This window comes from Micromonospora acroterricola, from assembly GCF_003172955.1.
Taxonomy (GTDB): domain Bacteria; phylum Actinomycetota; class Actinomycetes; order Mycobacteriales; family Micromonosporaceae; genus Micromonospora; species Micromonospora acroterricola.
In genome coordinates, this window is the sequence record NZ_QGKR01000285.1 from 1 (window position 1) to 10,588 (window position 10,588).

The window sequence follows — 10,588 nt, forward strand, 5'->3', positions numbered from 1 at the left end:
GGTCCGCGCCCCGCGCGGCGCCGGGATGCGGGCGGCCTGGTCGGTGGTACGCGGGCAGCCGGCCGCCCGGCTCGGCATCGCCGCGGTGGCGGTCGGCCACCTGGTGATGGTGGCGGTGATGTCGATGACCCCGGTCCGCCTCGGTGAGTCGCACGCCGACGCCGACGTGCTGCGGCTGGTCGGCATCGTGCTGAGCTTGCACATCGCCGGCATGTACGCGTTCTCCCCGCTGGTCGGCTGGCTCACCGACCGGCTCGGCCGGCGGGCGGTGATCCTCGGTGGGGTCGGGCTGCTGCTGGCGGCCTGCGCGGTCGCCGGCACCGCCGGGCACCACACACCCCGACTCTCGGTGGGTCTGGTCCTGCTCGGGCTGGGGTGGTCGGGGACGATGGTGGCCGGCTCCACGCTGCTCTCCGAGTCGGTGCCGGCCGACGTGCGGCCGAGCGTCCAGGGGCTGTCCGACCTGACCATGGGGCTGGCCGGGGCCGGCGCCGCCATGGTCAGCGGGTTTGTCATGCAGATGGCCGGTTATCCGGTGCTCGCCCTGCTCGCGGCGGTCGCAACGGTGCCCCTGGTGGCGCTAGCGTTGCGCCCGGTGCCGACCGGGGCACCGGATGAGGAGGGCTGATCACGTGCGGCTGACCGACTTCTGGGCGCGGCTGGAGGAGGCGTTCGGGCCCGGCTACGCGGCCAGCATCGCCCGCGACCAGGTGCTGTCCCAGCTCGATGGACGGACCATCGAGCAGGCACTGGCATCGGGGGAGCAGACGCACGTGGTGTGGCGGGCGGTCTGTGCCGCGTACCCCGACCGAGTGCCCGCGCGACTACGCTGAGCAGCCTTTTCGACACTTCCGCGTGTCGCTTGTCCAGTCGTACACCTGTTCGGCTATTGTCCACAGCTGGGTGCTCGTCCACAGCTCGCGGCCCGTCGGCTGGTTTTCTGTCGGACCCAGCGCCTAGCGTGTCCGCGTGACGCGAAGCTCAGCAAAGACGCCGGCGAAGGCAGGGGTGGCAACCATGGCAGCAGGGCCTGACCGGGAGAAGGCACTCGACCTTGCTCTCGCTCAGATTGACAAGCAGTTCGGCAAGGGCTCGGTGATGCGGCTGGGGGAGCGGCCCGTCATCCAGACCGCCGTGATCCCGACCGGTTCCATCGCGCTCGACGTGGCGCTGGGTGTGGGTGGCCTGCCCCGCGGCCGGGTGGTCGAGATCTACGGCCCCGAGTCCAGCGGTAAGACCACGGTGGCGTTGCACGCGGTGGCCAGTGCCCAGCGAGCCGGCGGCATCGCGGCCTTCATCGACGCCGAGCACGCGCTCGACCCGGATTACGCGAAGGCCCTCGGCGTCGACACCGACGCGATGCTCGTCTCTCAGCCGGACACCGGCGAGCAGGCGCTGGAGATCGCGGACATGCTGATCCGCTCCGGCGCGATCGACATCATCGTGATCGACTCGGTGGCGGCCCTGGTGCCGCGTGCCGAGATCGAGGGTGAGATGGGCGACAGCCACGTGGGTCTCCAGGCTCGGCTGATGAGCCAGGCGCTGCGGAAGATCACCGGTGTGCTCAGCAACACCGGCACCACGGCGATCTTCATCAACCAGCTCCGGGAAAAGATCGGCGTGATGTTCGGCAGCCCCGAGACCACGACCGGTGGTCGGGCGCTGAAGTTCTACGCCTCGGTCCGGCTCGACGTGCGACGCATCGAGAGCCTCAAGGACGGCACCGACGTGGTCGGTAACCGCACCCGGGTCAAGGTCGTGAAGAACAAGGTCGCGGCGCCGTTCAAGCAGGCTGAGTTCGACATCATGTACGGCAAGGGCATCTCGCGCGAGGGCTCGCTGATCGACGTCGGCGTGGAGCAGGCGATCATCCGCAAGTCCGGCGCCTGGTACACGTACGACGGCGACCAGCTCGGCCAGGGCAAGGAGAAGGCCCGGGAGTTCCTGAAGGAAAACCCGGACGTGGCCGCCGAGATCGAGAAGAAGATCCTGGAGAAGCTCGGCGTCGGGGTCGGCGCGGGTGACGCCGCCGGTGGCCCGGAGCTGCCGCCGGTCGACTTCTGATCGGTCGCTGACCCATGGCAGGACGACGCGCCCGTACGGGGCGGGGCTGGGATGCCGGTCCGCCCCGTACGGGCGACGCCAGCGATCCGCCCCGCCCCCGCCGGGGTCGCCGGGGCCGGTCCGAGACGGCCGATGTGGCCGAGTCTCCGGCCCCGCCCCGCGACGAGTCGGAGGTGGCCCGCGAGATCTGCCTGCGCCAGCTCGCCGTCCGCCCACGCACCCGGGCCGAGCTGGCCGGGGCGCTGGCCAAGCGGGGCATCTCCGAGCAGGTTTCGGCGGAGGTGCTCGACCGGTACGACGAGGTCGGCATCATCGACGACGCCGCGTTCGCCCGGGCCTGGGTGTCCAGCCGGCACGCCGGACGTGGCCTGGCCCGCAGAGCGCTCGCCAACGAGCTGCGCCAGAAGGGCGTGGACGGCGAGGTGGCCACCGAGGCGCTGGGCGAGCTGGATGAGGAGACCGAGGCGGAGACCGCCCGCGCCCTGGTCGAGCGGAAGCTGCGCACCGCCCGGGGCGAGCCCGACGCCGTGTTCCGCCGGCTGGTGGGCATGCTGGCCCGCAAGGGTTATCCACCCGGTGTGGCGATCCGGGCGGTGAAGGACGCGATCGCGGCGCAGGGCGCCGAGGCGGCCGAGTTCGCCGAGCAGATCGACGCCGACGCGCTCGCCGACGCTGAGGGCGAACTGGACCGGGGCGGCCGCCCGTCCGAGTGAGTGGGCCGGGGCGAGTCCCGCCGGAGGTGCGGGCCCGACGCTGAAGGCGTGTCTCAACGGCGGGCCGGCCCGATGTCCGCAATTCGACGGATGGGTCACACCTGCCGAGGGCCGAATCACGGGGCCGAGCGTCGCCAGGTGATCGGCTGCGGTGGGCTGAGCAGGCCCGGCACGCTCACCGAGCCCGACACCTCGCGGAGTTTGTCCACTCCTGTCCGGCCAGACATCAGCAGTCGGTGATGTCGCCGCTTCTCTCCGTTCGGGGGGTTTGATCATGAGTTCTTGACCAGACCGCCCCCGGCGACCTAGCCTCGCCATACAGGCTCACATTGCCCGACCAAGCGCAGGCTAAGCGCACAACATAGATCGCGTAACAAGACAGCATCACTTTGGCCAGCGCAGCCGGCCATTCATCGCAGCTCCGGGCAGGCCGGTCCGGAGCGGCGCGACAACTGCACCCGGCCGCCGACGATGCCCGCGGGCACCGCCGGCGGAGAGAGCTACCCACGGCCAGTCGCTCCGGTCGGGCGTCCAGAGTCGCAGGAGCGTGCCCTCGGCACGGTCGCTGCGGCGCAGACGTATCAGGGGAGGCGGCCATGGCGGGGCGGCACAGGTTCACCGGCGGTCCGCACGAGGTCCCGGCATGAGCACCTTCGACATCGTGCTCCTCGCCGCCGTACTCATCCTGACCCTGGTGGTCGTCGGCGCGGTCCTGTTCGGCGTCCGGACGCTGCGCCAGGTCGGCGCGGCACCGGTGCCGGAGGATCCGGCGTTCATCGCCGAGAAGGACCGTCAGGAGCAGTCCCTGGCCGCCCTGCGCAGCGCGGCCGACCAGGCCAACAGCACCATCGACGTGGCGAAGTCGGCGGCGTCGGCCGCCCGGGCCGAGGCTGCGGCGGCGAAGGCGGAGGCGAAGGCGGCACGGGCCGAGGCCCGCCGGGTACTCGACGACGCCCGCGCCGAGGCCGACACCGTGCTGGAGCGGGCCCACAAGCAGGCGGAGGCGGACGCCGAACAGCTGCGCACGACCGCCCGGCGCAGCGGCGAGCGGGAGGTCGCGGTGCTCGCCGCCACCACCCGGGAGCAGGCGGCCGAGGTGGAACGTCGGGCCGCGCGGATGGACGAGCGGGAGCGGCTGCACACCGAGGAGGTGGAGCGGTTCGCCGAGCGGGAGCGCCAGCTCACCGCGGCCCGCGCCGCCCTCGCGGCCCGCGAGTCCGAGCTCACCCGGCGCGAGGCCGAAGTGGCCGAGGCGGAGGAGATGCGCCGCCGGGAGCTGGAACGGGTCGCCGGCCTCACCGCCGAGGCGGCCCGCCTGGAGCTGGTCGAGGCGATCGAGACGCAGGCCAAGCGGGAGGGGGCGCTGCTGGTGCGGGACATCGAGTCCGACGCACGCAACACCGCCGAGCAGCGGGCCCGGCACATCGTGGTCGACGCCATCCAGCGGGTCGCCAGCGAGCAGACCGCGGAGAGCGTGGTCAGCGTCCTGCACCTGCCCGGCGACGAGATGAAGGGCCGCATCATCGGCCGGGAGGGGCGCAACATCCGCGCCTTCGAGTCGGTGACCGGGGTCAACCTGATCATCGACGACACCCCCGAGGCGGTGCTGCTCTCCTGCTTCGACCCGGTACGCCGTGAGGTCGGTCGCCTCACCCTCGAGAAGCTGGTGCTGGACGGCCGGATCCACCCGCACCGGATCGAGGAGGTCTACGACCTGGCCCGGCACGAGGTGGAGGAGCTCTGCCACCGGGCCGCCGAGGACGCCCTGGTCGAGGTCGGCATCACCGAGATCCACCCGGAGCTGGTCACCCTGCTGGGCCGGCTGCGCTACCGCACCTCGTACGGGCAGAACGTGCTCAAGCACCTGGTCGAGACCGCGCACATCGCCGGCATCATGGCCGCCGAGCTGCGGCTGGACGTGTCCACCATCAAGCGGTCGGCGTTCCTGCACGACATCGGCAAGGCGCTGACCCACGAGGTGGAGGGCAGCCACGCCATCATCGGCGCCGACCTGGCCCGCAAGTACGGCGAGCACGAGGACGTCGTGCACGCCATCGAGGCGCACCACAACGAGGTGCCGCCGCAGACCATCGAGGCCGTGCTCACCCAGGCCTCCGACGCCTGCTCGGGGGGTCGGCCGGGCGCGCGCCGGGAGAGCCTGGAGGCGTACGTGAAGCGCCTGGAGCGGATCGAGGAGATCGCCGCCAGCAAGCTCGGCGTGGACAAGGTCTTCGCGATGCAGGCCGGCCGGGAGATCCGGGTGATGGTCAAGCCGGACGACGTGGACGACATCGGGGCGGCCGTGCTGGCCCGCGACGTGGCCAAGCAGATCGAGGAGGAGCTGACCTACCCGGGTCAGATCCGGGTGACCGTGGTCCGCGAGTCCCGGGTCACCGAGATCGCCCGCTGACCTACGACCGCACGACGGGCGGGTGGCATGGCCACCCGCCCGTCGACGTATCTCACCGCCGCGCCCGCCGGGCCGGTGCCCTGCCGGGTCCGGTCCGCTGCCGTCGCGGGCGGTCAGCCCTGCGGCTCGACGACGCTGACCCCGCCGGCCCGGTTGGCACCGGTGGCAATCCGCCGCTGCGCGCGGAACCCGCGCCGCTGGCTGCGCTGGTCCAGCCAGTTGGCCAGCGTGCTCAGCAGTGAGTTGATCACGATGTAGATGGCGGCCGCCACGATAGCGGCGGCGACGATGTTGCCCCGGTTCGCGGCGAGGTCGTTGACCCCGCGCTGCATCAGCTCCGGGAAGGCCACGATGTAGCCGAGCGCGGTGTCCTTGAGCAGCACCACCAACTGGCTGACGATGACCGGCAGCATGGCCCGAGCGGCCTGCGGGATCAGGATCAGCCGCATCACCTGGCTCTTGCGCAGGCCCACCGCGTAGGCCGCCTCGGACTGGCCGCTCGGGACCGACCGGATGCCGGCGCGGAACGCCTCGGCGAGCACCGAGCCGTTGTAGAGCGTCAACCCGGCGACCACGGCCCAGAACGCCGGCACCGGCCCCTGGATGAGGAAGGGCACGCCGTAGAAGATGAAGAAGATCATCAGCAGCAGCGGCACGGCCCGGAAGAACTCGACGACCGCGCCAGCTGGAATGCTGATCCACCGACGCTCGGAGAGCCGCCCGACCGCGAAGATGATGCCGAAGGCGAGCGAGAGCACCATGCCGGTGAGCGCGGCGAACAGCGTCTGCCGCAGGCCGGGCAGGATGAACTGGGTCCAGGTCGCGCCTTCGGTGAAGGGCTGCCAGAGCGCGCCCTCCCACTGCCCGGCCTGGTCGAACTTGGCGTACACCCACCAGAGCAGGCCGGCCAGGGCGACGCCGAAGACCACGGTGAGCAGCGCGTTGCGGACCCGGGCCCGCGGGCCGGGGTGGTCGTAGAGAACCGTGTTGGCGCTCATCAGCGCTTCACCGCCAGACGGTTGGCCAGCCACCCGAAGAAGTAGCCGGTGGGGATCAGGAACGCGGCGAACGTGCCGGCGAAGACCAGGAAGATCGGGATGACCGCGTCGCCGTTGCTGTTGATGAGGTCCTTCATCACGTTCGAGGACTCCATCAGGCCGATGGTGCCGACGATCGTGGCGTTCTTGCAGAGCGCGATGAGGATGCTGCCCAGCGGCGCGACCACTGAGCGTGTCGCCTGGGGCAGCACCACGATCCGCAGGGTCTGGGCGAAGGTGAGGCCGATCGCCCGGGCCGCCTCAGCCTGCCCGGCGGGCACGGTGTTGACCCCGGACCGCAGCGCCTCGCAGACGAAGGCGGCCGTGTACGCCGACAGGCCGATGACTCCGAGCCAGAAGTTGTTCAGATCCAGGTCGTCGACCAGGCTCAGCCCGAGGGTGGAGTAGAGCCCGAAGAAGCAGAAGAAGATGACCAGGGTGAGTGGCGTGTTGCGGAAGATGTTGACCCACGCTGCCCCGAAGCCGCGCAGCACGGGCACCGGCGAGACCCGCATGGCGGCGAGCAGCACGCCGAGCACCAGCGCGAGCACCGCCGACGCGCCGGTCAGCTTGAGGATCCAGAGAAAACTCGACACGTAGGCGTCGAAGTTCGTCGGATCAGCGAATACGTGCATGCGTCGGCTCCCGGGGTCAGGTCGTCGGCGTCGTGACGGGCCGGAGGCCGGCACCCACGATCAGGTGCCGGCCCCCGGGACCGGTCAGACGCTGCCGCAGTTGGTCAGCTTGGTGGTGTCCAGCTCGGGCGCGGCCTTGCCGCTCTTGCCCAGACTGGTGTCCCAGGCGGCCTTGTAGGTGCCGTCGGCGGCGGCGGCCTTGAGGATCTCGTTGACCTTCTCGCAGCCGTCCTTGTCGTCCTTCTTCAGGCCGATGCCGTAGGGCTCGGTGGAGAAGGTCTTGCCGACGACCTTGAACTTGCCGGCGAACTGCGACTGGGCGGCGTAGCCGGCGAGGATGATGTCATCGGTGGTGACGGCGTCGACCTGGCCGTTCTCCAGCAGCGGCAGGCACTTCGAGTACGAGTCGAACTGCTGCAGCCGGGCCTTCGGGTAGTCCGACTGGATCCGCTTGGCGGGCGTGGATCCCGAGGCCGAGCAGACCGTCTTGCCGTCCAGACCCTCCGGGCCGGCGATCGTCGAGTCGGACTTGACCAGCAGGTCCTGACCGGCGATGAAGTACGGGCCGGCGAAGTTCACCTTCTGCTTGCGCTCGTCGTTGATGGTGTACGTCGCCACCACCAGGTCGACGGTGCCCTGCTGGATGAAGGGCTCCCGGTTGTTGGAGACCGTCGTCTTCCACTCGATGTTGTTCGCGTCGACGCCGAGGCCCTTGGCAATGATCTTGCCAATCTCGATGTCGAAGCCCTCGTACTGGCTGCCGGTCTGCAGACCCAGGCCCGGCTGGTCGGCCTTGACGCCGATCACGAGCTTCTTCTGGCTCTCCGCCTTGCCGACGATGCCCTTGGCGCCCGAGCTGCTGGTGCCGTTGCCCTCATCGCCGCCGCAGGCGGTCATGGTGATGGCCAGAGCGGCGACCGCGGCGGCCGCCGCAACGCGCTTCATACGCATACTCTTCTCCTTCTTCAACGGGGCCCGCCGGTGGCCGGCGTGCTCCACTACGGACGCCTAGTGCGTGAGGATCTTGGAGAGGAAGTCCTTCGCCCGGTCGCTGCGCGGGTTGGCGAAGAACTCCTCCGGCGGGGCGTCCTCGACCAGTTGGCCGTCGGCCATGAAGATGACCCGGTTCGCGGCGTGCCGCGCGAAGCCCATCTCGTGGGTGACCACGACCATCGTCATGCCGTCCCGGGCCAGTGAGGTCATCACGTCCAGCACCTCGCCGACCATCTCCGGGTCCAGCGCGCTGGTCGGCTCGTCGAAGAGCATCGCCTTGGGCTGCATGGCCAGCGCCCGGGCGATGGCCACCCGCTGCTGCTGGCCGCCGGAGAGCTGGGCCGGGAACTTGTCCGCCTGGTTGGCGATGCCGACCCGGTCGAGCAGGGCCAGGCCGCGCTCGCGGGCCGCGGCCGGCTTCTCCTTGCGGACCTTGATCGGGCCGAGGGTGACGTTCTCCAGGATGGTCTTGTGGGCGAAGAGGTTGAAGGACTGGAACACCATCCCGACCTCGCTGCGCAGCTTGGCGAGGGGCTTGCCCTCGGCCGGCAGCGGCTGGCCGTCGAAGATGATGGTGCCGGAGCTGATCGGCTCCAGTCGGTTGATGGCGCGGCACAGCGTCGACTTGCCGGAGCCGGACGGGCCGATCACCACGACCACCTCGCCCCGGCCCACCGACAGCGAGACGTCGTCCAGCACGTGCAGCGGCCCGAACCACTTGTTGACCGCGTCCAGCACGATGAGCGGTTCGCCCGTCGTCACGTCGTCCACCGTCCCTGTCGTCTCCCGGATAGGGGTCGGTTGACCCCCGGTGCGGCCACTGTAGGCGGCGTGATGTGGCGGAACGCAACCTGGCGGGTCACGGAGCGGTAACACCGGTCACGATCGTCGTGTCGAGTCCGATTCCGGTCATCGTGCGGGCCGCAGCGGTGGCGTCGGCGGCCGGTTGCCGAGATCATTGGGGGATGACCGAACCGGTACGCCTGACCCGGTACGCGCGCGGCGGCGGCTGCGCCTGCAAGATCCCGCCGGGTGAGCTGGAGATCATGGTGGCCGGTCTCGGCCCCGCCACGGGCACCGCCGAGCTGCTGGTGGGGCTGGACCACGGCGACGACGCGGCGGTGGTCCGCCTGGACGAGCGCACCGGCCTGGTCAGCACCGCCGACTTCTTCACGCCGGTGGTCGACGACGCGTACGACTGGGGGCGGATCGCCGCCGCCAACGCGCTCTCCGACGTGTACGCGATGGGTGGTGTCCCGCTGGTCGCGCTCAACCTGCTCTGCTGGCCGCGTGACGTGTTGCCGCTCGAGCTGGCCCGCGAGGTGCTGCGGGGCGGGCAGGACGTGGCCCGCGAGGCCGGCTGTCACCTGGCCGGCGGGCACAGCGTGGACGACGACGGCCCGAAGTACGGTCTCGCGGTCACCGGCACGGTCCGGCCGGAGGAGCTGATCACCCTGGACGCGGGCCGGGCCGGCGTGCCGCTGTCGCTGACCAAGCCGCTCGGGGTCGGCGTGCTGAACACCCGGCACAAGGCCACCGGTGAGAGCTTCCCGGAGGCGGTGGCCACGATGAGCGCGCTCAACCGGGACGCCGCCCGCGCGGCGGTCGACGCCGGCATTCGCTGCGGCACCGACGTGACCGGGTTCGGTCTGCTCGGGCACGCCTCCAAGCTCGCCCGCGCCAGCCAGCTCACGGTGGCGATCGACACCGCCCGGGTGCCCTACCTGCCGGGTGCGCGGGAGGCGCTGCGCGACGGGTACGTCAGCGGCGGCAGCCGGCGCAACCTGGACTGGGTCACCCCGTGGACGGACTTCGGCGCCGTCGGCGAGGACGAGCGGCTGCTGCTGGCCGACGCGCAGACCTCCGGCGGTCTGCTGGTCGCCGGTGAGCTGCCGGGCGCGCCGGTGGTGGGCGAGCTGCTGCCCCGCGGGGAGCACCTGGTCGTCCTGCGCTGACCGTCAGCGGCCGCGTCAGCCGGCCCGGGACACGCGCCGCCGGTCGTGCGGACGGCGCACCATACCCGATAAACTGTCACCTTCCCGCTACTCCGAGCATCGGGGCTGAGGGAAATTTTGCCCGGAATGGTCACAGACCGGTAACTTGCCCCCGGCTGAGGCCATATGCCCCCCACCATCGTCAGTAAGGCCCGATCCGGAGGCCGGTGGGACGAACGCAGCGAGGAGGCGGAATGACCGAGCTGTGGAACTGGAGAATCGACCGGGTACGACCCGTGGAGGTCTACCCGGCGCTGGCCGAGGCGCTCGGCCGGGTGGTGATGCCGCTGGCGGTGGCCGACCCGGCGCGGCTGCCGGCGTACGCGGTGGTCTGCGACGTCTGGCAGGCGCCGGGCGAGTTCGCGACGATCGTGGACTGCTACGGGGTGCCCGAGCGGCTCCCCGAGCACGCCAGCATCGCCGCGCTGGCCCGGCTGCTCGACCGCAACTGCCTGCTGCGCGACGACACGCTCGACGCCAGCCGGCACCTGCTCGTCGCCCCGGACGGCACGGTCCGCCCGGTGCACTTCGACATCCGCGACACCGACGACGGCGAGGTGCTCAGCCGGCAGCGGCTCTGCTCGCTCGCCGACCCGGGCTGCCGGGGCTGGTCGCAGTGCCACCGCTCACGCTGGGCGCCCGACACGGTCGCCCCGGCGCTCGCCGCGGCCTGACCCCGGCCGCCCCCGGCGGCGGATGCCGCGCGGGCGGTCAGCCGCGGCCGGCGGCGGTGGCCGACGGG

The 10,588-nt window shown here is 71.3% G+C and carries 11 protein-coding genes; 7 read left to right on the forward strand and 4 right to left on the reverse strand.

What is annotated here, in order from left to right:
- The 5 genes from DKT68_RS24965 to rny form a co-directional block, all read left to right on the forward strand.
- Positions 1–628 (forward strand): MFS transporter (locus DKT68_RS24965; protein WP_146218432.1); only part of this gene is annotated, 628 nt, incomplete at its 5' end.
- A 4-nt stretch (positions 629–632) separates the two neighbouring features.
- Positions 633–833: a DUF3046 domain-containing protein gene (locus tag DKT68_RS24970; protein WP_074318010.1), complete on the forward strand. Its 201-nt coding sequence runs from the start codon at positions 633–635 to the stop codon at positions 831–833.
- Positions 834–1,017: 184 nt separating this feature from the next.
- Positions 1,018–2,064 (forward strand): recombinase RecA, encoded by a 1,047-nt coding sequence (gene recA / locus DKT68_RS24975; protein WP_109819824.1) that lies wholly within the window; start codon positions 1,018–1,020, stop codon positions 2,062–2,064.
- A gap of 14 nt (positions 2,065–2,078) precedes the next feature.
- Entirely contained in the window at positions 2,079–2,777 is a 699-nt protein-coding gene (locus tag DKT68_RS24980; protein WP_109819825.1) for a regulatory protein RecX, read from the forward strand.
- A gap of 643 nt (positions 2,778–3,420) precedes the next feature.
- Positions 3,421–5,187 (forward strand): ribonuclease Y, encoded by a 1,767-nt coding sequence (gene rny / locus DKT68_RS24985; RefSeq protein WP_109819826.1) that lies wholly within the window; start codon positions 3,421–3,423, stop codon positions 5,185–5,187.
- 113 nt (positions 5,188–5,300) lie between these two features.
- Here rny and DKT68_RS24990 read toward each other — a convergent pair whose 3' ends face one another.
- The 4 genes from DKT68_RS24990 to DKT68_RS25005 form a co-directional block, all read right to left on the reverse strand.
- A complete protein-coding gene (locus DKT68_RS24990; RefSeq protein WP_109819827.1) occupies positions 5,301–6,185 on the reverse strand; it encodes an amino acid ABC transporter permease in 885 nt (294 codons plus the stop codon).
- A complete protein-coding gene (locus tag DKT68_RS24995) occupies positions 6,185–6,859 on the reverse strand; it encodes an amino acid ABC transporter permease (RefSeq protein WP_109819828.1) in 675 nt (224 codons plus the stop codon). Before DKT68_RS24995 ends, DKT68_RS24990 begins: the two co-directional genes overlap by 1 nt.
- 84 nt (positions 6,860–6,943) lie before the next feature.
- Positions 6,944–7,810, reverse strand: a complete 867-nt coding sequence (locus DKT68_RS25000; RefSeq protein ID WP_109819829.1) for a glutamate ABC transporter substrate-binding protein — start codon at positions 7,808–7,810, stop codon at positions 6,944–6,946.
- Between the two features lie 57 nt (positions 7,811–7,867).
- Positions 7,868–8,623, reverse strand: a complete 756-nt coding sequence (locus DKT68_RS25005; RefSeq protein WP_109819830.1) for an amino acid ABC transporter ATP-binding protein — start codon at positions 8,621–8,623, stop codon at positions 7,868–7,870.
- Positions 8,624–8,817: 194 nt separating this feature from the next.
- Here DKT68_RS25005 and selD point away from each other — a divergent pair, with 194 nt between their 5' ends.
- A complete protein-coding gene (gene selD, locus DKT68_RS25010) occupies positions 8,818–9,807 on the forward strand; it encodes a selenide, water dikinase SelD (RefSeq protein WP_109819831.1) in 990 nt (329 codons plus the stop codon).
- A 233-nt stretch (positions 9,808–10,040) separates the two neighbouring features.
- On the forward strand, positions 10,041–10,520 hold the full coding sequence (locus DKT68_RS25015) for a hypothetical protein (RefSeq protein ID WP_109819832.1): 480 nt from the start codon (positions 10,041–10,043) through the stop codon (positions 10,518–10,520).
- Positions 10,521–10,588 lie beyond the last annotated feature (68 nt).

Bases quoted from the DNA above. Each gene is read 5' to 3' on its own strand.
- recA (WP_109819824.1), top strand. From the start codon at position 1,018: ATGGCAGCAGGGCCTGACCGGGAGAAGGCACTCGACCTTGCTCTCGCT.
- rny (WP_109819826.1), top strand. From the start codon at position 3,421: ATGAGCACCTTCGACATCGTGCTCCTCGCCGCCGTACTCATCCTGACC.
- DKT68_RS25000 (WP_109819829.1), bottom strand. From the start codon at position 7,810: ATGCGTATGAAGCGCGTTGCGGCGGCCGCCGCGGTCGCCGCTCTGGCC.
- DKT68_RS24980 (WP_109819825.1), top strand. From the start codon at position 2,079: ATGGCAGGACGACGCGCCCGTACGGGGCGGGGCTGGGATGCCGGTCCG.
- DKT68_RS24995 (WP_109819828.1), bottom strand. From the start codon at position 6,859: ATGCACGTATTCGCTGATCCGACGAACTTCGACGCCTACGTGTCGAGT.
- DKT68_RS24990 (WP_109819827.1), bottom strand. From the start codon at position 6,185: ATGAGCGCCAACACGGTTCTCTACGACCACCCCGGCCCGCGGGCCCGG.
- selD (WP_109819831.1), top strand. From the start codon at position 8,818: ATGACCGAACCGGTACGCCTGACCCGGTACGCGCGCGGCGGCGGCTGC.
- DKT68_RS25015 (WP_109819832.1), top strand. From the start codon at position 10,041: ATGACCGAGCTGTGGAACTGGAGAATCGACCGGGTACGACCCGTGGAG.